General features: G+C 66.7%; 14 protein-coding genes and 2 riboswitches. Of the genes, 10 read left to right on the forward strand and 4 right to left on the reverse strand.

The window, feature by feature from the left end:
- Positions 1–262 precede the first annotated feature (262 nt).
- Positions 263–375, forward strand: a riboswitch (glycine riboswitch).
- Between the two features lie 13 nt (positions 376–388).
- Positions 389–523, forward strand: a riboswitch (glycine riboswitch).
- A 49-nt stretch (positions 524–572) separates the two neighbouring features.
- From gcvT to DFR45_RS00020, 4 genes are all read left to right on the forward strand, one after another.
- Positions 573–1,724 carry a glycine cleavage system aminomethyltransferase GcvT gene (gene gcvT, locus DFR45_RS00005; protein ID WP_114481674.1) on the forward strand — a complete coding sequence of 384 codons (1,152 nt, stop codon included), beginning with the start codon at positions 573–575 and terminating at the stop codon, positions 1,722–1,724.
- Positions 1,725–1,892: 168 nt separating this feature from the next.
- Positions 1,893–2,267, forward strand: a complete 375-nt coding sequence (gene gcvH, locus DFR45_RS00010) for a glycine cleavage system protein GcvH (RefSeq protein ID WP_114481675.1) — start codon at positions 1,893–1,895, stop codon at positions 2,265–2,267.
- Positions 2,268–2,304: 37 nt separating this feature from the next.
- On the forward strand, positions 2,305–5,226 hold the full coding sequence (gene gcvP / locus DFR45_RS00015; protein ID WP_114481676.1) for an aminomethyl-transferring glycine dehydrogenase: 2,922 nt from the start codon (positions 2,305–2,307) through the stop codon (positions 5,224–5,226).
- 69 nt (positions 5,227–5,295) lie between these two features.
- The gene (locus DFR45_RS00020) at positions 5,296–7,563 is read left to right on the forward strand and encodes a PAS domain-containing hybrid sensor histidine kinase/response regulator (protein ID WP_114481677.1); all 2,268 of its coding nucleotides are present in this window, start codon (positions 5,296–5,298) and stop codon (positions 7,561–7,563) included.
- 85 nt (positions 7,564–7,648) lie between these two features.
- Here DFR45_RS00020 and acs read toward each other — a convergent pair whose 3' ends face one another.
- A complete protein-coding gene (gene acs / locus DFR45_RS00025; protein WP_114481678.1) occupies positions 7,649–9,643 on the reverse strand; it encodes an acetate--CoA ligase in 1,995 nt (664 codons plus the stop codon).
- 178 nt (positions 9,644–9,821) lie between these two features.
- On the opposite strand from acs, the gene DFR45_RS00030 reads away from it, so the two are divergent.
- The gene (locus DFR45_RS00030; RefSeq protein ID WP_114481679.1) at positions 9,822–10,421 is read left to right on the forward strand and encodes a TIGR00645 family protein; all 600 of its coding nucleotides are present in this window, start codon (positions 9,822–9,824) and stop codon (positions 10,419–10,421) included.
- Positions 10,422–10,485: 64 nt separating this feature from the next.
- On the opposite strand, the gene DFR45_RS00035 is transcribed toward DFR45_RS00030, so the two are convergent.
- The 3 genes from DFR45_RS00035 to DFR45_RS00045 form a co-directional block, all read right to left on the reverse strand.
- Positions 10,486–12,801, reverse strand: a complete 2,316-nt coding sequence (locus DFR45_RS00035) for an FAD-dependent oxidoreductase (protein ID WP_114481680.1) — start codon at positions 12,799–12,801, stop codon at positions 10,486–10,488.
- 199 nt (positions 12,802–13,000) lie between these two features.
- A complete protein-coding gene (locus DFR45_RS00040) occupies positions 13,001–13,780 on the reverse strand; it encodes a 3-hydroxybutyrate dehydrogenase (RefSeq protein ID WP_114481681.1) in 780 nt (259 codons plus the stop codon).
- Positions 13,781–13,912: 132 nt separating this feature from the next.
- The gene (locus DFR45_RS00045) at positions 13,913–14,935 is read right to left on the reverse strand and encodes a sulfate ABC transporter substrate-binding protein (protein WP_114481682.1); all 1,023 of its coding nucleotides are present in this window, start codon (positions 14,933–14,935) and stop codon (positions 13,913–13,915) included.
- A gap of 156 nt (positions 14,936–15,091) precedes the next feature.
- Between DFR45_RS00045 and DFR45_RS00050 the strand changes: the two genes are divergently transcribed.
- The 5 genes from DFR45_RS00050 (at position 15,092) to DFR45_RS00070 (ending at position 22,167) form a co-directional block, all read left to right on the forward strand.
- Positions 15,092–15,364, forward strand: coding sequence for an oxidative damage protection protein (locus tag DFR45_RS00050; protein WP_114481683.1), 273 nt, complete (start codon positions 15,092–15,094; stop codon positions 15,362–15,364).
- Positions 15,365–15,423: 59 nt separating this feature from the next.
- Entirely contained in the window at positions 15,424–17,391 is a 1,968-nt protein-coding gene (gene mnmC, locus DFR45_RS00055) for a bifunctional tRNA (5-methylaminomethyl-2-thiouridine)(34)-methyltransferase MnmC2/FAD-dependent 5-carboxymethylaminomethyl-2-thiouridine(34) oxidoreductase MnmC1 (RefSeq protein ID WP_114481684.1), read from the forward strand.
- 314 nt (positions 17,392–17,705) lie between these two features.
- Positions 17,706–21,236 carry a transcription-repair coupling factor gene (mfd, locus tag DFR45_RS00060; protein ID WP_114481685.1) on the forward strand — a complete coding sequence of 1,177 codons (3,531 nt, stop codon included), beginning with the start codon at positions 17,706–17,708 and terminating at the stop codon, positions 21,234–21,236.
- 89 nt (positions 21,237–21,325) lie between these two features.
- Positions 21,326–21,733 (forward strand): antitoxin, encoded by a 408-nt coding sequence (locus DFR45_RS00065; RefSeq protein WP_114481686.1) that lies wholly within the window; start codon positions 21,326–21,328, stop codon positions 21,731–21,733.
- Complete coding sequence (locus DFR45_RS00070; RefSeq protein WP_114481687.1) at positions 21,730–22,167, forward strand: PIN domain-containing protein; 438 nt, start codon at positions 21,730–21,732, stop codon at positions 22,165–22,167. Before DFR45_RS00065 ends, DFR45_RS00070 begins: the two co-directional genes overlap by 4 nt.
- Positions 22,168–22,214: the final 47 nt, after the last annotated feature.

Genomic DNA, 22,214 nt, shown 5'->3' on the forward strand with positions numbered 1-22,214 from the left:
CTTTCATTTGGACCAAGAGCGCCAAGGACATCCTGCAGAAGGTCATCCGGGCAAACTCGCGATTAAGTTCTAAACAGAATGAAACACTACACTAGCAGCCTGTCGGACTTTGGGCGTCGATAGCGAGAATGGGCCCCAGCGAGGCCAGTTTTTGCCGGATTCGCAGCCCCGTAGCGGGACTACGGGGCAAGAAGACGGTAAAAAATGGACCGCTGCGGCACATTCGCAGCCGACGATTCCAAAGTCCGACGGGCTGCTAGAATCCCCCGCGTCAGGAGAGAGCGCCTGCAGCCTTTGCAACAAAGCAAGCCGCAGGTGCCGCCGAAGGCGCAGGAGGTTTTCCAAACGCTCAGGCAAAAGGACTGGCAAGCGCCCGCAGCGATGCGGGCGTTTCCTTGCTGGAGAGAGATCGCCCCGCCCGCAAGCGGTGGCCATCCACCGAAGGAGCAAGCCGCTCGATGCCGTGCACCCCAGGCCGGCACAGGCGGTGAATCTCTCAGGTAAAGCGGACAGCAGGCAAACTCCGTGGCACTTCCTTGTGAGGTCGGCTGCGGTTCACTTTGCTCTGGAGAATGTCCGTGTCCACTCCTTCTGACTCCGCCGAAACCACCGCCTTGCGCACCACGCCGCTGCACGCCCTGCACCTTGAGCTCGGCGCGCGCATGGTGCCGTTTGCGGGCTACTCCATGCCCGTCCAATATCCCGCCGGGCTGCTCGCTGAACACAAGCATACGCGCAGCGCCGCGGGGCTGTTCGATGTCTCGCACATGGGTCAGCTGCGCCTCGTGGGCGCCGACGCGGCCGCGGCCTTCGAGCGCCTGATGCCTGTCGATGTCATCGATCTGCCCGTGGGCCGGCAGCGCTACGGGCTGCTGCTCAACGAGGCCGGCGGCATCATCGACGACCTGATGTTCGTGCGCCGCGAAAGTGACATCTTCGTCATCGTCAACGGCGCGTGCAAAGAAGGCGACATCGCGCATATCCAGACACGGATCGGCCAGCGCTGCGCAGTGCAGCCGCTACCCGAACAAGCCCTATTGGCGCTGCAGGGGCCGCAGGCTGCGGACGCGCTTGCGCGGCTTGCGCCCGAGGTGCAAAAACTCGTGTTCATGACGGGCATGGACGTGCGCATCGCGGGCTGCGACTGCTTCGTCACGCGCAGTGGCTACACCGGCGAAGACGGCTTCGAGATTTCGCTGCCCGCTGCGCAGGCCGAAACCTTGGCGCGCGCGCTGCTCGCGCAGCCCGAAGTGCAGCCGATTGGCCTGGGTGCCCGCAATTCGCTGCGACTCGAAGCGGGCTTGTGCCTTTACGGCAACGATATCGACACGCACACCACGCCCGTCGAGGCGGGCCTGCAGTGGGCAATCCAGAAGGTACGGCGCACGGGCGGCGCGCGCGCCGGCGGCTTTCCGGGCGCCGAGCGCGTGCTCGCGCAGCTCGACGGCCGCGTGCCGCTCACACGCCAGCGCGTGGGCCTGGTTGCGACCGAGCGTGTACCCGTGCGCGAGCACACGCGGCTCGAAAACATGGACGGCCAGGCGATTGGCGAAGTCACGAGCGGCCTGCTCAGCCCCACACTGAATCAGCCCATCGCGATGGGCTACGTGCCGCCCGACTATGCCGCTTTGGGCACCGAAGTCTTTGCCATGGTGCGCGGCAAGCCGGTGCCCATGCGCGTGAGCGCCATGCCCTTCGTGCCCACGCGCTACTACCGCGGCTGAAGGCCCGGGTCGGCGTGGAGTTTGCTCGCACGCACGGTTTACATTCACCCTGGACTTACGCAAACAAGGATGCTGCAAAGTGTTTTGCCCTGGAGCGCGCGCCTTGCCTGACCCCGATTTGCGTAATTCGTGTCACCCTCCCTTTTCCCTTTTTCAGGAGCCATTGCCATGAGCATCAAGTTTTCGCGCGAGCACGAATGGATCGACGCCAGCAACCCGCAAGCCGCCGTGGTCGGCATCACCGCGCACGCGCAGGACGCGCTGGGCGACGTGGTGTTCGTCGATCTGCCCGAGGTGGGCAAGACCTACCGTCAGGGCGAGGTGGCTGGCGTGGTCGAATCGGTGAAGGCCGCGGCCGACGTGTATATGCCCGTCACGGGCGAGATCGTCGAGGTCAACGAAGCGCTGCGCGCCGACCCCGCGCTCGCCAACTCCGACCCGCTGGGCGCGGGGTGGTTCTTCAAGGTCAAGCTTGCGAATCCCGCCGAGCTCGATGCGCTGATGGATGCAGCCGCATACGCCGAATTCTGCAAAAACGCTTGAAATACCTACGCTTTTAACTTCGCTTTCGAGAGCATTCATGCCTTCTACTCCACCGCTTGGCGTGCTGGAAAACGCCGCCGAATTTCTGCCCCGCCACATCGGCATAGACGCCGCCGACGAAGCGCACATGCTCTCGGTGATCGGCGCCGCTTCGCGCCGCGCACTGGTCGATGCGATCGTGCCGCACGCGATCGCGCGCAGCCAGGCCATGGACTTGCCCCCGCCCGTGGGCGAGGCCGCGGCACTGGCCGAGCTCAAAGCCATCGCGGCGCAGAACAAGGTGCTCAAGAGCTTCATCGGCCAGGGGTATTACGGCACGCACATGCCCGCCGTGATCCTGCGCAACGTGCTCGAAAACCCCGCCTGGTACACCGCTTACACGCCCTACCAGGCTGAAATCTCGCAGGGCCGCATGGAGGCGCTGATCAACTTCCAGACCATGGTCTGCGACCTCACGGCCATGCCCATCGCCAATGCTTCGATGCTCGACGAGGCCACGGCCGCGGCCGAGGCCATGACGCTCGCGCGGCGCAGCGCCAAGAACCCGAGCCAGCGCTTCATCGTCTCGGCCGATGCACACCCGCAGACCATCGAGGTGATCCAGACGCGCGCGGCGCCGCTGGGCATTGAAGTCGTGCTCGTGCCGCAGGCCGCGTGGGGCGCGGCGCTTGCAGGCGAGTATTTCGGCGTGCTCGCGCAGTACCCGGCGACGCACGGGCGCATCGACGACCTGCGCGCCGACGTGGCGCTCGTGCACGCCAGGCAGGCGCTGTTCGTCGTGGCGGCAGACCTGCTCGCGCTCACGCTGCTTGCGCCGCCCGGCGAATGGGGCGCGGACATCGTCGTCGGCAGCACGCAGCGCTTTGGCATGCCCATGGGCGCCGGCGGCCCGCACGCGGCGTACATGGCCTGCCGCGACGAGCTCAAGCGCTCGCTGCCCGGGCGCCTGGTGGGCGTGAGCGTGGATGCGCACGGCAACCCGGCCTACCGCCTTGCGCTGCAAACGCGCGAACAGCATATCCGGCGCGAAAAAGCCACCTCCAACATCTGCACTGCACAAGTGCTGCCCGCCGTGATCGCGAGCATGTACGCGGTCTATCACGGCCCCGCGGGCCTCGCGCGCATCGCCGAGCGCGTGGCCGCCTACACCGCGATCCTCGCGCAGGGCCTGCGCCAGCTCGGCGCTCCGCTGCGCGCGCAAAGCGCTTTCGACACCCTCGTGATCGACACCGCAGAAGCTACCGAAAAAATAGCTGCAAGCGCAGTATCTACGGGCGTAAACCTCAGAATTTATGCCAAAAACGCGGTGGGCATCTCGCTCGACGAGACCACCACGCGCGCCGACATCGAACTGCTCTGGCGCCTGTTTGCGCAGCACTTCGCCAGCGCAAGCCAAGCGCTGCCGCGCTGGGATGCGTTCGAAAACGGCGTCGCTACGCTGTTGCCCGAGGCGCTGCGCCGCAGCAGCGCCTTTCTCACGCACCCGGTGTTCAACACCCACCACAGCGAGACGGCCATGCTGCGCTACCTGCGCCAGCTCGCCGACAAGGATCTGGCGCTCGACCGCTGCATGATCCCGCTGGGCAGCTGCACCATGAAGCTCAACGCGACGAGCGAAATGATCCCCATCACCTGGCCCGAATTCGCCCACGTGCATCCGTTCGCGCCCGCCGATCAACTGCAGGGCTATCGGCTGCTCGACGCGCAATTGCGCGCCTGGCTCTGCCAGGCCACGGGCTACGCGGGCATCAGCCTGCAACCGAACGCGGGCAGTCAGGGCGAATACGCGGGGCTGCTCGCGATCCGTGCCTACCACGCGGCGCAGGGCCAGAGCCAGCGCACGGTCTGCCTGATCCCGAGCAGCGCGCACGGCACGAACCCCGCGAGCGCACAGATGGCCGGGATGCAGGTCGTCGTCGTCGCCTGCGATGCGCAGGGCAACGTCGATATGGCCGACCTGCGCGCCAAATGCGCGCAGTACGCCGATCGTCTGGCGTGCGTGATGATCACCTACCCGAGCACCCACGGCGTGTTCGAGACGCAGGTCAAAGAGCTCTGCGACCTCGTGCACCAGCACGGCGGGCGCGTGTATATCGACGGCGCGAACATGAACGCGCTCGTCGGCGTGGCGGCGCCCGGCGAATTCGGTGGTGACGTGAGCCACCTGAATCTGCACAAGACGTTTTGCATTCCGCACGGCGGCGGCGGCCCCGGCGTCGGGCCGGTGTGCGTGGTGGCCGACCTCGTGCCCTATCTGCCGGGCCACGCCACGGCGGGCATCCCTGGCGGCGTCGGCGCCGTGAGCGCCGCGCCGCTGGGCAATGCGAGCGTGCTGCCCATCAGCTGGATGTATGTCCGCATGATGGGCGCCGAAGGGCTGCGCCGCGCCACCGAGACCGCCATCCTCAGCGCCAACTACATCAGCGTGCGCCTGCGCGAGCACTACCCCACGCTCTACACCAGCGCAGGCCAGGGCACCGGCCCCGGTGAACCCGGGCGCGTGGCGCACGAGTGCATCCTCGACTTGCGCGGCCTCAAGGAAAGCAGCGGGGTGGTCGCCGAGGACGTGGCCAAGCGCCTGATCGACTACGGTTTCCACGCGCCCACGCTGAGCTTTCCCGTGCCCGGCACCTTGATGGTCGAGCCCACCGAGAGCGAGCCGCTGGCCGAGCTCGACCGCTTCATCGAAGCCATGATCGCGATCCGCGACGAGATCCGCGAAATCGAGGCTGGCCGCTGGCCGCAGGACGACAACCCGCTCAAGAACGCTCCGCACACCGCTGCGAGCCTGCTGCAGACCGAGTGGCCGCATCCTTACTCGCGCGAAGTGGCGGCCTACCCGGTGCCCCGTTTGCGCCAGAACAAATACTGGTCGCCCGTGGGCCGCGTAGACAACGTCTATGGCGACCGGCATCTGTTTTGCAGTTGCCTGCCGGTGCAAGACCTCGCCGAGGCCTGAAGCGCGGGCTTACACTGGCAATCCTGCGCTGCGCGTTGGCCTGCGGGCCACGCAGCGAGGTTTGCCACCATGACACGCCCTGACCTTTCCCTGCTGTTTGCCGCTGCCTTGGCGGAGGATGCGCAGCGTTCGTCCGCCGGTGCGTCCCCGCCAGCGACCGCTACACCGCCAACACCTGCCATGCAGGAACGACCTGGCGCGGATCGGCCGCACGGCGCCGTCGCCGCGCTGATCGCCGAGCTGCGCGCCTCGCAAGCCGAGCTCGAGAGCCAAAACCAGATGCTGCGCTACAGCCAAGCAGTGGCTGAGCGTGCCTCGGAGCGCTTCGAGACGCTGTTTGCAAGCGTGCCGCTCGCGCTCATGGTGGTCGATGCGCACGACATCGTGGTACAGGCCAACGCCATGGCGCACCTCTCGTTCCAGCCGAGCGAGCGCGACCGGCCGCTCACCATGCTGCAGCCTTTCGTGCACCCGGCCGACCTGGCGCGCGTGCAGCAGGCGTTCGCGCAGGCCAGCGAGCTCGGGCACAGCGAGGTCAAGGAGGTGGTGTTCACGATCGAAGGCCACCCTTGCATCACGGGCGACTTGCACATCGCGCGCATCGAAGCGGCGCAGGAAGACGAAGACACCCCGGCGCCGGTGCAATTCTTGTGCGCCGTGATCGACCAGGGGCCGCTGCTTGCCGAGCGCCGCGCGCTGCAGGAGCGCAATGCGCAGCTGCACGCGAGCGAAAAGCGCCTCGCCGCAGTGATCGACTCGGCGCTCGACGCCATCCTTTGCGTCGATCAAGAGCAGCGCATCACCGTATTCAACCCCACCGCGGCGGCGCTGTTCCAGTGCAACGCCGACGACGCGCTGGGCAGCCCGCTCGAGCGCTTCTTGCCCGGTGCAGCGCAGGCGCTGGCGTTTTCGCAGCTCACGACCCAGGCCATGCTCGGCGAGATGACGGCACGCACTGCCAGCGGCAAAGAGCTCGCCGTCGAAGTGAGCATCTCGTTCGAGCGCCATGCCACGAACGAGACGGCCACCGTGTTCGCGCGCGACCTCACGGGCCGCAAAAAAGCCGAGGCGCAGCGCAACGAGCTCGAAGCGCAGCTGCGCGAGTCGCACAAGATGCAGGCCGTAGGCACCATGGCCGGCGGCATCGCGCACGACTTCAACAACATCCTGGGCGCGATCCTGGGCAACGTGGAGCTTGCGAAAGCGGACTGCGCCGCGGCGCCGGACACCCCTGTGAGCCAAACGCTCCGCGAGAGCCTCGAGGAAATCGACAAGGCCGCGCGGCGCGCGCGCGATCTGGTGCGCCAGATCCTTACCTTCAGCCGCAATGAGCCGCCGCAGCGTGCTGCCGTGTCCTTGGCCGAAGTCGCGCACGACACCGAGCGCCTGCTGCGCGTCACGCTGCCGCCCACGATTGCCCTGCATCTCCAGGTGTCCGAGCAGCTCCCCGCCGTGCTCGGCGACGCGACGCAGATCGGGCAGGCCGTGCTCAATCTCTGCACCAATGCCGTGCAGGCGCTGGGCAGCAGCCGCCGCGGCCATGTCCATGTCGAAGCGCAGCGGGTACAGCCCGAGCAGCGCCTGCGCGAACGCCTGGGCCTCGCCGCCCACACCGACTACATCGCCTTGACGGTGCGCGACGATGGCCCCGGGATGGACGCGGCCACTCAGGCTCGCATCTTCGAGCCTTTTTTCACCACCAAACCCGTGGGCCAGGGCACGGGCTTGGGGCTTGCCGTGGTGCACGGCATCATGCGCACGCACGGCGGCAGCATCGCGGTGCAAAGCAGCCCCGGCCAGGGCAGTTGCTTCACGCTGTATTTCCCGGTCGCCGACAGCGCAGCCGCGGGCGTCGCAGGGGCTGGAGCGGACAACGCCGCCGGGGGAGCGGCAGCAGCGTCCGCCACTAGCGTCGCTGCGCTGCCGGCGCCAACGCCTGCCCGCGCGGCAAGCACCGCGGCGCGCGGGCACCACGTGATGTACGTCGATGACGACCAGGCCTTGGTGTTCGTGGTGCAGCGCCTGCTGCGCCGCCGCGGCTATGAGGTCAGCACCTTTACTGATCCGCAGGCGGCCTTGCAAGCCTTGCGCGCCGCCCCCGAAAAGTACGACCTGCTCGTGACCGACTACAACATGCCGGGCTTTTCCGGCGTGGAATTGCTGCGCGCCACGCGCCAGATCCGGCCTGCACTGCCCGTGGCGCTGGCCTCAGGCTACGTGAGCAGCGAAATCGAGCAAGCCGCACTGGCCGAAGGCGCGCGCGCACTGATCCACAAACCCAACGACGTGCAGGAATTTTGCGCGACCGTGGCGCGATTGCTCGAAGCCGCGCACTGATCGCACCACCCCAAGGCACCATCTCGTCGCTGCGCGCCGTGCGTCTGGCACGCGCGCCGCTTGCGACGATTTTTTGCACGCGCTCTCAGTTGCTCTGCGCCAACTGCTCGAGGATCGCGGGGTTTTCGAGCGTGCTCGTGTCCTGCGTGATCGCCTCGCCACGCGCGATGCTGCGCAGCAAGCGGCGCATGATCTTGCCGCTGCGTGTCTTGGGCAGATTTTCGCCAAAGCGGATGTCCTTGGGCTTGGCGATGGGGCCGATTTCCTTGGCGACCCAATTGCGCAACTCGTTGGCAATCTGGTGCGCCTCTTCGCCCTTGGGCAGCGGGCGCTTGAGCACCACGAAGGCGCAGATCGCTTCGCCCGTCACGTCGTCGGGCCGGCCCACGACGGCGGCCTCGGCCACGAGGTCGGTCTTGGCGACCAGCGCCGATTCGATCTCCATGGTGCCCATGCGGTGGCCCGAGACGTTGAGCACGTCGTCGATGCGGCCCGTGATGCGGAAATACCCGCGGTCGGCGCTGCGCACGGCGCCGTCGCCTGCGAGGTAGTAACCCTTGAGCTCTTCGGGGAAGTAGCTTTTCTTGAAACGCTCCGGGTCGCCCCAGATGGTGCGGATCATGCTGGGCCACGGACGTTTGATGACCAAAATGCCGCCCACGCCGTTGGGGATGTCGTTCCCCACTTCATCGACGATAGCAGCCATGATGCCCGGCAGCGGCAGCGTGCAGCTGCCCGGCACGAGCGGCGTGGCGCCGGGCAAGGGCGTGATGACGTGGCCGCCGGTTTCGGTCTGCCAAAACGTGTCCACGATGGGGCAGCGCTCGCCACCCACGTTTTTGTAGTACCACATCCAGGCTTCGGGGTTGATGGGCTCACCCACGCTGCCCAAAATGCGCAGGCTCGACAGATCGAAGCGGGAAGGGTGCACGGCGGCGTCGGTGTCGGCGGCCTTGATGAGCGAGCGGATCGCCGTCGGCGCGGTGTAGAAGACGCTGCACTTGTGGCGCTCGATCATTTGCCAGAAGCGCGCCGCGTTCGGGTAGGTGGGCACGCCCTCGAAGACGATCTGTGTCGCCCCCGCAGCGAGCGGCCCGTAGGCCACGTAGGTGTGGCCCGTGATCCAGCCGATGTCCGCCGTGCACCAGAAGACGTCCTCGGGACGGATGTCGAAGGTCCACTCCATCGTGACCTTGGCCCACAGCAGGTAGCCGCCCGTGCTGTGCTGCACGCCCTTGGGCTTGCCCGTCGAGCCGCTGGTGTAGAGCACGAACAGCGGGTGCTCGGCCCCCACGCTGACGGGTGGGCAGACGCTGCTCTGCCCGGCCAGCGCTTCATCGAAAGTCGTGTCGCGCCCCGCCACCATGGCGCAGGGCGTGGCGGTGCGCTGGTACACGAGCACGTTGCGCACGCACTCGCAGCCGCCCATGGCCAGCGCCTCGTCGATGATGGACTTGAGCGGCAACTCCTTGCCGCCGCGCATCTGGTAGTTGGCCGTGATCACGGCCACGGCGCCCGCGTCGATGATGCGCTCGTGCACCGCCTTGGCGCTGAAGCCGCCGAACACCACGCTGTGCGTCGCGCCTATGCGCGCGCACGCCTGCATGGCGACCACGCCCTCGATGCTCATGGGCATGTAGATCAGCACGCGGTCGCCCTTGTTCACGCCCAGCGCCTTGAGCGCGTTCGCAAACTGGCTGACGCGCGCGAGCAACTCCTTGTAGCTGACGCGCGTCACGCTGCCGTCGTCGGCTTCGAAGATCAGCGCCGTCTTGTTTTCGGTCGGCGTGCCCATGTGCTTGTCGAGGCAGTTGGCCGAGGCGTTGAGCTCGCCGTCGGCAAACCACTGATAAAACGGCGCGTTGGTCGCATCGAGCGTGCGCGTGAAGGGCCGCGTCCACTGCAGATGCTCGCGTGCGAGCCGCGCCCAAAAGCCTTCGTAGTCCTTCTCGGCCTCGGCGCACAGCGCGTGGTAAGCCTCCATGCCGGCGATGCGCGCCGTGCGCGCGAGCGATTCGGGCGGGGGGAAAACGCGGTTTTCGATCAACGTGGACTCGATCGTCGAAGAAGAGGTGGTCATGGCTTTCGTCTCCTACTGGGATTGGGTAAAACGGCGCAAATTTCCACTGCGGCACTTACACCCGACTGACGAGGTGGAATCTTAGCGCCGCAATCTCCATCCGTTTTGCGTGCCTTTGGCGCATTTCTACAATCGCGCCTCCGAATTCTTCGCATCCTCATCTTCTGACTTGCATCGCATGACGTCGCCCAACCCACCCAAGCACTCGCCCTTGCGCCCCTTGCCCGCGCTGATTTTTGCCAGCCGCTGGCTGCAGCTGCCGCTGTACCTCGGGCTGATTGCCGCGCAAGGGGTGTATGTGTGGCATTTTCTGGTGGAGCTGGCGCACCTGGTCGAAGCAGCATTCGGCAGCCAGACGGCGCTGCAGGCGCTCGTGACCAGCATAGGCTACAAACCCGAAGTGCAGGTCAGCACGCTCAACGAGACGGTCATCATGCTCGTGGTGCTCGCGCTCATCGACGTGGTGATGATCTCCAACCTGCTCATCATGGTCATCGTGGGCGGCTACGAAACCTTCGTGAGCCGGCTCGGGCTGGAAAACCACCCCGATCAGCCCGAATGGCTGGGCCACGTGAACGCCTCGGTGCTGAAGGTGAAGCTCGGGCTGTCCATCATCGGCATCAGCTCCATCCACCTGCTCAAGACCTTCATCAACGCCGCGAATTACGACGTCAAGGTGCTGATGTGGCAGACCATCATCCACGGCGTGTTTTTGCTCAGTGCGCTGGCGATCGCCTACACGGACAAGCTGCTCGGTACATCGGAGAGCGCGCACTGACCATAAAAATCAAGAGTGTTTTTGGCACTTTGCGCTTATGCATCCAGCGCTGGCAGCTCTCTTTTCAGGAGTTTTTCTTGCCGCTCTTGCCACGCGCTTGCGCCAGGGTTTGTTTGACCAGCGCATAGCCTTCCTCCTGGTTGCGGCGGATCGCCTCGGCGGAGAAGTCGTAGTCGCGCGAGGCCGGCTCGCCCGGCTGGCCGACGCGCACGAAGCGCGTGACCTGCAGCGGCGCGCCCACGCCCATGAGTTCGATGAACAGCGGGCGCTGCTTGATCTTGGCCTGCACTGCAGGATCGACCTGCTCCAGAATGCCCTCGACCAGGCGCCGGTATGCGCCCGCGGTTTCGCGCCAGCGTAGGTCATTGCGCACGCGCTCCGAATAGGCGATCTCGTCGCGTCGCGCCATCACTTCGACCATGTTCTGCGGCAAGGGACGCTCGCCCGCGAACAAGTCGACGACGAAGGCGCGCTTGCCTTCGGCGCCGCAGCGCTCGACCACGAGTTCGAGCGGCGAATTGCTCAGCAAGCCGCCGTCCCAGTACGCCTGGCCGTCGATCTCGGTCCAGGGAAAGCCCGGCGGCAGGCTGCCGCTGGCCAGGATGTGCTCGGGCGTCATGTCATCGACGTAGCTGTCGAACACTTCGAGCTTGCCGTTGGCCACGTTCACGGCGCCGACCAGCAGGCGCACGGGGCTGGACTTGAGCGCCTTGAAATCCACGTAGCGCGCCAGCAGCTCCTTCATCGGCGTGGTGTCGTAGTAGCTGGTCCAGTGCAGCGGCAGCGCTGCCGGGCCGGCCAGCAGGTCCGCCCAGGTCGGCAGCCAGCGTGGGCGGAAGAACTTGGGCACGCCCCAGGTCAATACCTGCAGGCTGGTGGCCACATTGTCGGCCGCGCTGCCCGGCGGAAATGGCGTATGCACCGCAAGCTCGGCCCAGAAGGCCTCGAGCGCCTGGGCCGCATGGCGCGGGTGCGCGGCGACGATGGCGCCATTGAGCGCGCCGATCGAAATGCCCGCGACGATGTCGGGATAAATGCGCTCTTCTTCCAGCGCCTTGACCACGCCGCATTCGAACGCCCCCATCGCGCCGCCGCCTTGCAGCGCGAGCACGGTCTGCGCGGGGATCTGGTCGAGCGCAAAGCCGGGGTCGGCCAGGCGCTCCTTCACGGCGCGCAGCTGCACGCGGTAGCGGATCAGGTTTTCGGCGTGGCGCGTTTCGTCGGCGGGCCGGCCCATGGAAAACAGGGCGCGCAGCACATTGCGTTGCAGGTAAAACACCGCGCACGAGCCGCTTTCGAGCGAGCCGCGCACGATGCGCTCGTCGGCGCCCTCGGGCATCCCCATGAGGCTGAAGCTCAGGTCGCCGATGTCGCAAAAAAAGCACGACACCACGTCGTGGCGCACGCGCCGCCCCAGCATGTTGCGCGCTGCAAGACGGCCTTGCTCGATGGCGTTGTCCCAGTGCTCGATGTGGCGCCGCTGCGCGAACACCGGGTCTTGAAAGCAAGTCACGTCACCCGCAGCATAGACCTGCGCCACGTTGCTGCGCAGCAGCTCATCCACGAGCACGAGCCCGCCTTCGAGCGCGATGCCGCTGCCCGCAAGATATTCGGTCGCAGGCATCACGCCCATGCAGACCACGAGCAAATCGCACGGCAGGCGCCGGCCCGAGGCCGTTTCGACCTCCTGCACGCGCTCTTGGCCATGCACGGCGACGAGCGTATCGGAGAGGAAAAACTCCGCGCCGCGGCTTTGCGCATGGCGCCGGAAAAAGTCCGAAGTCAAAGGCGCCTCGAGGTGCGGCAGGATCACGGCCTCCTGCTCGACCACGGTCACCTGCAGGCCCAGCGCCAACAAGGACATGGCGATTTCCATGCCCATGAAGCTGCCGCCCAGCACCACGGCACGGCGCGGCGCCGACACGCGGCTTTGCCCCTCTTGCAGGCCCGCGCTCTGGCGCAGCGCCTGCACGTCGGCCACGGTGCGCACCGTGTGCACGCCGGCCAGGTGCGCGCCCGGTACCTGCAGGGGCACGGGGCGCGAGCCGGTGGCGATCAACAACTGCCCCCAGCGCACGGTTTCGCCCGTATCGAGCCGCACCGTTTGCTGCACCGTATCGACGGCGAGCGCGCGCGTGCCCAATTGCAGCTCCACCGCCTGCTCGGCATAAAACGAAGGCGGATGCAGCAGGCGCTGCTGCACCTCGCTCGTGCCCAGCAGCATTTCCTTGGACAAGGCGGGGCGGTAAAACGGCGCCACCGGCTCGGCCGAGACGATCAGGATGGAGCCGCTCGCGCCCTCCAGGCGCAATGTTTCCGCCGCGGCCGCGCTCGCTGCGCCGCCGCCCAGCAGCAAATGGTCGATTGCACGCAAAGCCACACTCCTTGGTTCTGCACAAAAGCACCCTGGACTTACGCAAACAAGGATGCTGCAGAGTGTTTTGCCATGGGGCGAGCGCCTTGCCTCACCCCGATTTGCGTAAGTCGTAGCACCTTCACCTGCGCCGCAAAGGCGGGTGTCAGGGCGACTCACTACGCGGCGATTGCCGCAGCTGCGGCGGCAATCGGAAGGTCTGGCTTTACTGCATGAACCAGCCGTGGCTCACCACCAGCGACTGCCCGGTGAGCGCGTTCGTCTCGAACGCAGCAAAGAACAGCGCCGCCTGGGCCACGTCCTGCGTGGTGGTGAACTCGCCATCGACCGTGTCCTTGAGCATGATCTTCTTGATCACGTCTTCTTCGGAAATGCCGAATTCCTTGGCCTGCTCGGGGATTTGCTTGTCCACGAGCGGCGTGCGCACGAAGCCGGGGCAGATCACGTTGGCGCGCACGCCGTGCTTGGCGCCTTCCTTGGCCACCACTTTGGCGAGGCCGATCAGGCCGTGCTTGGCCGTGACGTAAGGCGCCTTGAGCATGGACGCCTCTTTGGAATGCACCGAACCCATGTAGATGATGCTGCCGCCCGTGCCCTGGCGGTACATGTGGCGCAGCGCGGCGCGCGTGGTGAGAAAGGCGCCGTCTAGGTGGATTGCGAGCATCTGCTTCCACTTGGCGAGTTCGAGTTCATCGACCGCGGCGATGGTCTGGATGCCCGCGTTGCTCACCAGAATGTCGATCTTGCCGAAGGTTTGCACGGTTTGCTCCATGCCCGCATCGACGGCGGCCTCGTCGGTCACGTCCATGGCCACACCCAGTGCCTTGGCCGGGCCGCCGAGTTCGGCGGCCGTGGCCTGCGCGCCCTGCGCGTTCAGATCGGCGATCACGACCTTGGCACCCTCGGCGACGAAGGTGCGTGCGATTTCCTTGCCGATGCCGCTCGCGGCACCCGTGACGAGGGCGACTTTATCCTTGAGACGCATGCTGACACTCCTTGCGATTGGTGGTTGGAATGCCACCATCTTATGCTGCTTGCTGCACTGCAATATGCGCCCGCCTGAAAACCAGGCCGGGCACTTCGGTTTTTGCTCTGCGCTCAGCCGAATATCAGCGCCTCAACGCCGCACGTAAATCTGGTCGAAGCTCGCGCCGTCGGCAAAATGCGCCCGGCTCGCCTGCGCCCAGCCGCCAAAGGCCTCGTCGATGGTAAACAGCTTCAGCTGCGGGAACTGCTTTGCATACTTGGCCTGGGCCTTGGCCGAGACGGCGGGGCGGTAGAAGTGCTTGCCCGCGATGTCCTGCCCCTCCTCGCTGTAAAGGTATTGGAGGTATGCCTCGGCCACCTTGCGCGTGCCTTTCTTGTCCACGTTCTTGTCCACCACGCTCACCGCGGGCTCGGCCAGGATGCTGATGGACGGCACCACCACGTCGAATTTGCTGCCAAATTCTTTTTCGAGCAGATAGGCCTCGTTCTCCCAGGCGATCAACACGTCGCCCTGCCCGCGCTGCGCGAAGGTGATGGACGAGCCGCGTGCGCCCGTGTCGAGCACCGGCACCTGCGCGTAGAGCTTGCCGACGAACTCCCTGGCCTTGGCTTCGCTGCCCGTTTTGCGCCGCGCAAATTCCCAGGCCGCCAGATAGTTCCAGCGCGCGCCGCCCGAAGTCTTGGGATTGGGCGTGATCACGCTCACGCCGGGCCGCACCAAGTCGTCCCAATCCTTGATGCCCTTGGGATTGCCCGCGCGCACCACGAGCACGATGGTCGAGGTGTAGGGTGAGGCGTTGTGCGGCAGGCGCTTTTGCCAGTCCTTGGGGATCAGCCCCGCCTGGGTGTGCAGCGCATCGGTGTCGCCCGCGAGCGCGAGCGTCACCACGTCGGCGGGCAAGCCGTCGATCACGGCGCGCGCCTGCTTGCCCGAGCCACCGTGCGACTGCTGGATCACCACGTCTTGCCCGGTCTGTGCCTTCCAGTGTTGGGCAAAGGCCTGGTTGAATTCGACGTAAAACTCGCGCGTCGGGTCGTAGGACACGTTGAGCAAGGTGACGGGCTGTGCCCATGCCGGCCAGGCCGTCAGGGACAAGCTGCCCGCCACGGCGGCAGCCCAGGGAAACTTGATAAAGTCGCGGCGCAGAGTCATACAAGGCTTTCTACAGAATGGAACATGGAATGAAATACGGCGTGTCGCGTTGTTGCGCATCGCCCGTTTGAGCGCCATTCTCAAAGTCACTCATCAAAACTGGAACGACTGATTTTTCAGTTTCTTATTCAAAATTCCTCTAAAACTGGAGCCTCCATGGCACGCACCGTTCACTGCATCAAGCTCGGCAAAGAAGCCGAGGGCCTCGACTTTCCGCCCTACCCCGGCGAACTCGGCAAGCGCATCTGGGAAAACGTCAGCAAGGAAGCCTGGGCCGAATGGCTCAAGCAGCAGACCATGCTGGTCAACGAAAACCGCCTGAACCTCGCCGATGCGCGCGCACGCCAGTACCTGGTGCGCCAGATGGAAAAGCACTTTTTCGGTGAAGGCGCAGACAAAGCTGCGGGCTACGTGCCGCCCAGCGCCTGACGCGGCACGCTGTCTCTGCCGCCCCATCGTCCTCATCACCGACCCAGCATCGCGGCGCCATGGCCGAGCCCTTGCAATGGCTGCCCGACGGCACGCCCTATAGCGCGCGCTTTGGCGACCGCTACCACAGCAGCGCGAACGGTGGAATCGACCAAGCCGAGGGCGTCTTTCTGCGCGGCTGCGGCCTGCCAGAGGCCTGGGCCGGGCAGACGCAGTGGCGCATCCTCGAGACCGGCTTCGGCCTGGGGCTGAACTTCCTCGTCACCTGGGCCGCGTGGCGCGCCGATGTCCAACGGCCGCGCCTGCTGCACTTCGTCTCGACCGAGGCCTGGCCGGTCAGTGCGGCAGACTTGCTGCGCGCGCACGCCGCGCACCCGCAGCTCGCACCGCTTGCGCAGCAGTTGCATGACCAATTCTGGGGCTTGCTGCCGGGCGTGCACCGGCTGAGCTTCGAGGGCGGGCGCGTGTTGCTCACGCTGTGCATAGGCGATGCGCAAACCCTGCTGCGTCAGCAGGATGGCACGGCCGACGCCGTCTATCTGGACGGCTTCAGCCCCCAGTGCAACCCTGAGATGTGGGGTCTGCACACCCTCAAGGCCGTGGCGCGCTGGTGCCGGCGCGGCACGCGGTTGGCCACCTGGAGCATGGCACGCAGCGTGCGCGAGGCGCTCGTGCAGTGCGGCTTTGCCGTGCAGCGCGTGCCTGGCGTGCCGCCCAAACGCGAAAACCTGCACGCCATCTACGACCCGCACTGGGAGCCGCGCCGCAGCGTGCAGACGGCGCACAGCACCGCATCCACACCCGCGCCCATGCCCGAGTCCGTGCACGCGCCGGGCCGCTGCATCGTGATCGGCGGCGGGCTCGCTGGCGCTGCCACGGCGGCGAGCCTCGCGCGGCGCGGCTGGCAGGTCGAAGTGCTGGACCAGGCCGAAGCACCGGCCGCAGGCGCATCGGCCCTGCCCGCAGGCGTGTTTGCGCCGCATGTCTCGCCCGACGACAGCGTGCTCTCGCGCCTGTCGCGCAGCGGCGTGCGCCTGGTGCTCGAACATGCGCAGATGCTGCAAGCGCAAGGGCTGCTGCGCGCGGGCGTCGATTGGCAGTGCAGCGGCGTGCTCGAACACCGCGTCGATGGCAGCCCCGGCCTGCCCCCGGACTGGGAGCGTGGCCCCGGCGCCGACTGGAGCCGCCGCGCCAGCGCCGAAACACTGCAGCAAGCGCAACTACCCCGCGATACCGCCGCCTGCTGGCACCTGCGCGCCGGCTGGATCAGGCCCGCGCGCTTGGTCGCGGCGCTGCTCGCGCAGCCCGGCATCCAGTGGCATGGCAATGCGCACGTCGCTCGCCTGCAGCGCAGCAGCGATGGGGCGCACTGGCAGGCCTTGGACGCCCAAGGCCGCGTGCTGGCCGAGGCCGCGCGCGTGGTGATCGCCGCAGGCGCGGGCAGCCGCGCGCTACTGCCCGCGGGCTGGACGCTGCGCCCGCTGCGTGGCCAGATTTCGTGGGCCCGCTGGCCCGCCGGCGTTGCCCCTGTGCTGCCCTACCCCGTCAACGGCCATGGCAATTGGGTGCCGTCGTTTCCCCTCGGCGACGAGGCCGAGGGGCCGCGTGCCTGGGTGCTGGGCTCGACCTTCGAGCGCGGCGTCGATCACCTGCCCCCGACTCCCGACGAACAACGCGCGGCCCACGCCGCCAACTGGCACAAACTGCAAACCCTGCTTCCCGCCGCGGCGCAGCAATTGCAAGCGAGCTTTGCGTCCTTCACAGACCCAGCGCACCAACCTTCATCTTCCGCCCCGCCGCTGCAAAGTTGGGCCGCGGTGCGCTGCGTCGCACCCGACCGGCTGCCCATCGTCGGCCCCGTGGCTGCGCAACCATTCCCCGGCCTTTGGGTCTGCACCGCCATGGGCGCACGCGGCCTCACGCTCGCCTTGCTGTGCGCCGAACTGCTCGCCGCGCGCTGGCACGATGAGCCCTTGCCCTTGGATGGCAAGCTCGCGCGCGCGCTGGCGGCGCAAAGGCAGGGGTGATTTCTCCTTGAATCTGGGCCCAGCGTTTATGCAACCGCAAAAAATTTTCAATGAATCGCCCGCTTGCGGACGTCCAGCAAGCGCAACCAGCTATTGATACGGTAGCGCATAGACACCCTTTGCCCCAGCACCAGACCAGCGCCCTATCAGTCCGACAGGCTCCTAGCGTTCACATCGAGCGCTCACATGACCGTCCGCATGCTCTGCAAGCGGCCCCGCTCTAAAATCACGCTGTGCGACCCTCCACACCCCCGCCCTGCCAGGCCGGGGGTTTTCGTCGTTTGTGCCCTGTGCTTTTCCCCTCCCGCGCTCTCATGGACTTGCCCAAACTCTCCCCCGGTAAACGCTTCACCCTACCGCGCCCCGTGGGCAGCGCCGATGCGCTCTTGCTTGCGCAGCTGGCCGCGCGCGAAAAATCGGGCCGGCGGCTCACGGCCATCGTCACGGCCGACGCGAGCGACGCGCAGCGCCTGATCGACGAGATGGCGTTTTTTGCGCCCGAGCTGCGCATTGCGCTGTTTCCCGATTGGGAGACGCTGCCTTACGACAGCTTTTCGCCGCACCAGGACTTGATCAGCGAGCGCCTTGCGACGCTGTGGCGCATCAGCCAGAGGGACCAGGAAACGGGCGCCGACGTGGTGCTGGTGCCGGCCACGACGGCGCTGTACCGGCTCGCGCCGCCGTCGTTTCTCGCGGCCTACACCTTTCACTTCAAGACGGGGCAGAAGCTCGACGAGGCCAGGCTCAAGGCGCAGCTCACGCTGGCCGGCTACAGCCACGTCACGCAGGTGGTGAGCCCGGGCGAATACGCGGTGCGCGGCGGCTTGATCGACCTGTTCCCGATGGGCTCGCCCATGCCGTATCGCATCGACTTGTTCGACGACGAGATCGACAGCATCCGCGCCTTCGACCCCGACAGCCAGCGCAGCCTCTACCCCGTGCCCGAGGTGCGCCTGCTGCCGGGGCGCGAATTCCCCATGGACGAGGAAGCGCGCACGCGCTTTCGGCGCCGCTGGCGCGAGCTGATCGAGGGCGACCCGACCAAGAGCCGCATCTACAAGGACATGGGCAACGGCGTGGCCACCGCGGGCATAGAGTATTACCTGCCGCTGTTTTTCGACGACACGGCCACGGTGTTCGACTACCTGGGCGCGCAGGCCACCGTGGTGCTGCACGGCGACGTGCAGGCCGCGTTCGCGCAGTTTTGGCAGGACACGCGCGAGCGCTACCGCCTGGTGCAGGGCGACCCCGAGCACCCCGTGCTGCCGCCCGAGGCGCTGTTTTTGAGCGCCGAGCAGTTCTACACCCGCGCCAACGCCCATGCGCAACTGGCGCTGCGCTCCGCCGCAGGCGCTGGCGCAACGGGCGGCGAGACGCCTGAAGGCATGGTGTCGGCCGAGAGCGCGGCCTCGGCCTACGCCGAATTCGCCACCCTGCCCGACCTCACCGTGGTGCGCGGCGCCGACGAGCCGCTCACGCGCCTGCAGGCGCACGTGCAGCGCACGCCCCAGCGCGTGCTGCTGCTGGCCGAAAGCGCAGGGCGGCGCGAGAGCCTGCTGGACTTTCTGCGCGCAAGCGGCCTGCACCCGCCAGCGTTCGAGTCGCTCGCCGAATTCCAGGCCGCGGACGAAAAGGTCGGCATCGCCACCGCAGCGCTGGGCACGGGCTTTTCGTGGCCCGAAGGCGGCATCGACTTCGTCACCGAAACCGAGCTCTTTGCCACCGGCGCCGCCACACGCCGGCGCAAACGCCAGGAGCAGACCAGCGACGTCGATGCGCTGATCAAAGACCTCTCCGAGCTCAACGTGGGTGACCCCGTGGTGCACAGCGCGCACGGCATTGGCCGCTACCGCGGGCTCGTGCACATGGACCTGGGCGAGAAAAACCCCGACGGCAGCCCGGCGACGCAGGAGTTCTTGCACCTCGAATACGCCGACAAGGCCGCGCTCTACGTGCCTGTAAGCCAGCTGCAGCTCATCAGCCGCTACACCGGTGTGAGTGCCGACGAGGCCCCGCTGCACAAGCTTGGCAGTGGCCAGTGGGACAAGGCCAAACGCAAGGCCGCCGAACAGGTGCGCGACGCCGCGGCCGAACTGCTCAACATCTATGCGCGCCGCGCCGCGCGCCAGGGCTACGCCTTTCGCTTCCACGCGCAGGACTACGAGATTTTTGCGAACGACTTCGGCTTCGAGGAAACCGCCGACCAAAAGGCTGCGATCCATGCCGTGATCCAGGACATGATCAGCCCGCGCCCCATGGATCGGCTGGTGTGCGGCGACGTGGGCTTTGGCAAGACCGAAGTCGCCCTGCGCGCGGCTTTCGTGGCCGTGACGGGCGGCAAGCAGGTGGCCTTCCTCGCGCCCACCACGCTGTTGGCCGAGCAGCATTACCAGACGCTGATCGACCGCTTTGCCAAGTGGCCCGTGAAGGTGGCCGAGGTGTCGCGCTTTCGCTCCGCCAAAGAGGTGGCGGCCACGCTCAAAGGGCTGGCCGAGGGCACGGTGGACATCGTCGTGGGCACGCACAAGCTGCTCAGCGCGTCGGTGCACTTCAAGGACCTGGGGCTGCTCATCATCGACGAGGAGCACCGCTTTGGCGTGCGCCACAAAGAGGCCATGAAGCAGCTGCGCGCCGAGGTCGATGTGCTCACGCTCACGGCCACACCCATTCCGCGCACGCTGGGCATGGCGCTCGAGGGCCTGCGCGATCTCTCGGTGATCGCCACCGCGCCGCAGCGGCGCCTGGCCATCAAGACCTTCGTGCGCAGCGAGAGCACCGGCGTGATCCGCGAGGCCGTGCTGCGCGAATTGAAGCGCGGCGGGCAGGTGTATTTTTTGCACAACGAGGTCGAGACCATCGAAAACCGGCGCCAAAAGCTGCAGGAGATCTTGCCCGAGGCGCGCATCGCCGTGGCCCACGGCCAGATGCCCGAGCGCGAGCTCGAGCGCGTGATGCGCGACTTCGTGGCGCAGCGCTACAACCTGCTGCTGTGCTCGACCATCATCGAAACCGGCATCGACGTGCCCACGGCCAACACCATTCTCATCAGCCGCGCCGACAAGTTCGGCCTCGCGCAGCTGCACCAGCTGCGCGGGCGCGTGGGCCGCAGCCACCACCAGGCCTACGCCTACCTCATGGTGCCCGACCTCGAAGGGCTGACCAAACAGGCGCAGCAGCGGCTCGAAGCCATCCAGCAGATGGAGGAACTCGGCAGCGGCTTTTACCTGGCCATGCACGACCTCGAAATCCGCGGCGCGGGCGAACTGCTGGGCGAGAACCAGAGCGGCAACATGCTCGAAGTGGGCTTTCAGCTCTACAACGAAATGCTCAGCGAGGCCGTGCGCTCGCTCAAGGCCGGCAAGGAGCCCGACCTGCTCGCGCCGCTGTCGGCCACCACCGACATCAACCTGCACGCCCCCGCCCTGCTGCCCGACGACTACTGCGGCGACGTGCACCTGCGCCTGTCGTTTTACAAAAAGCTCGCCACCGCGCAAAGCGACGAGCAGATCGACCGCCTGCTCGAAGAGATCGTCGATCGCTTCGGCAAGCTGCCGCCGCCCACGCAAACCCTGATCGACGTGCACCGCCTGCGCGTGCTCGGCAGCCGCTACGGCGTCACCAAGGTCGATGCCGCGCCCGGCGTGATCCACATCAGCTTCAAGCCCCAGCCGCCGATAGACCCGATGGCGATCATCGGGCTGATCCAGAAAAACAAGCACATCAAGCTCGCCGGCAACGAAAAGCTGCGCATCGAGCGCGCCTTGCCCGACCCCAAGGCGCGCGCGCAGCTGGTGCGCGACGTGCTGCGCAGCCTGGGCCAGCCGCTCGCGGCCGTGGCGGCGTGAGGGCGTGGAGGGGCGCGAGGGCGTTCCCATGGGCCAAGACATATGCCGCGGCATAGGCTACACTGACCCCTCACCCAAAGGAGGCACCCATGCCCCATGTCGCCGCATCCACTGCGGTTGACCGCCCGCAGCCCGAGGCGGCCCAAGCCCCCACTGCTGGCGCTGCCGTGCCGACTGCTGCTGTCAACCCCGGCGCTGATACCGACACCACAAAAATCCGCCGCGTGCGCCTGTTTCGCAACGGCGCGAACCAGGCCGTGCGCATTCCCAAAGAGTTCGAGCTGCCCGGCAAGGAAGCGCTAGTGCGCCGCGAAGGCAATCGCCTTATCATCGAGGTCGTGCCAGAGCAGCCGCCAAAAGGCACCGCTGCGGCGCTGGCCGCGGCGCTGCAGGAAATCGCCGCGCTGGGCCCCTGCACGGAGCCGTTCCCGGACATCGACGACTCCGACCTGTTGCCCCTGGATGACATCCGCTTCGAAGACGACGACCACGCATGACTGCACCTGCGTCGATCGCCCAATCCCCGCTCTATCTGCTGGACACCAACATCGTCAGCCACATGATGAAGGACGGGCTTGGGCGCGCCGCCCAGCGCGGTTATGAGCTCGCGCAAACGCACCCGCAAGCGCGCATCGTCACGAGCATCATCGTGCAGTGCGAACTCTTGTTGGGCCTGCGCAAATACCCATCCGCACGCATGCAGCAAGCCTATGCTGCGCAAATGGCCCGCTTGCTCGTATTGCCTTTCGACACTGCCGCGGCCGAGGCATATGCCAGGCTGCGCGCCACGCTGGAGCGCCAGGGCACTCCCATGGGTGCGAACGACCTGCTGATCGCCGCGCAGGCGCTCGCCATAGGCGCCACCGTGGTCAGCGCCGACGCCGCTTTTGCGCGCGTACCCGGCTTGCAGGTGAGCAACTGGCTGGCTTGATGCGGCTTCCTTGGCGGCTTTCCTGGCATTGATCCCACCACGTTTTG

Source organism: Extensimonas vulgaris, from assembly GCF_003337425.1.
Classification (GTDB): Bacteria; Pseudomonadota; Gammaproteobacteria; order Burkholderiales; family Burkholderiaceae_C; genus Extensimonas; species Extensimonas vulgaris.